1 protein-coding gene is annotated in these 724 nt (G+C 68.8%); it reads left to right on the top strand.

The annotated features are described in order from the left end of the window. On the top strand, window positions 1-724 hold a 724-nt coding region (locus EQV24_RS23605), incomplete at both ends, for an Ig-like domain-containing protein (RefSeq protein WP_130627102.1).

Here is a 724-nt window from a genome sequence, read left to right as displayed (position 1 = left end):
CCTCCGTGGGCAGCAACGGCAGCTGGAGCTTCACGCCGGATACGGCGCTGGCAGACGGCAGCCATAACTTCACCGCCACCGTCACCGACGGCGTGGGCCGCACCAGTGAGCCAACCGGCGGCTTCGGTATCGTTATCGATACAAAAGCCCCGGACGCGGCCTCTGACCTGCTGGTCACCGACAACGTCGGTGCGTACCAGGGCCCGGTCGTGAGCGGCGACACCACCGATGACAACACCCCGACCCTGAGCGGCAGGGCCGAGCCGGGCAGCACGGTGAACATCATCGACAACGGCCAGGTCATCGGCACCGCGAAGGTGAACCCGGACGGCACCTGGAGCTACACCCCGGACCAGCCGCTGGCGAACGGCGCACACGACCTGACCACCACCGTCACCGATCCGTCGGGCAACACCGGGCCGGAAGGCTCGCACGTGGTCATCACCGTTGACGTGGTCCCGGGCAAGGTGGAAATCACCGCCGTGACCGACGACACCGGCAGCGTGACCGGCAGCCTGTCGCAGGGCGCGCTCACCGACGACACCCGTCCGCAAATCAGCGGCACGGCGAAGGCGGGCAGCACCGTGACCATCATGGACGGCAGCAACGTGCTGGGCACCACCACCGCGGGCGCGGACGGCACCTGGAGCTTCACGCCGAGCGTGGACCTGGGCCGCGGGGACCACACCTTCACCGCCACGGCGAAGGACCCGATGGGCAATGA

It is taken from the genome of Enterobacter sp. A8 (assembly GCF_004296595.1).
In the GTDB taxonomy this organism is placed as follows: Bacteria; Pseudomonadota; Gammaproteobacteria; order Enterobacterales; family Enterobacteriaceae; genus Enterobacter; species Enterobacter cloacae.
This window is presented reverse-complemented; position numbering and strand designations above follow the sequence as displayed.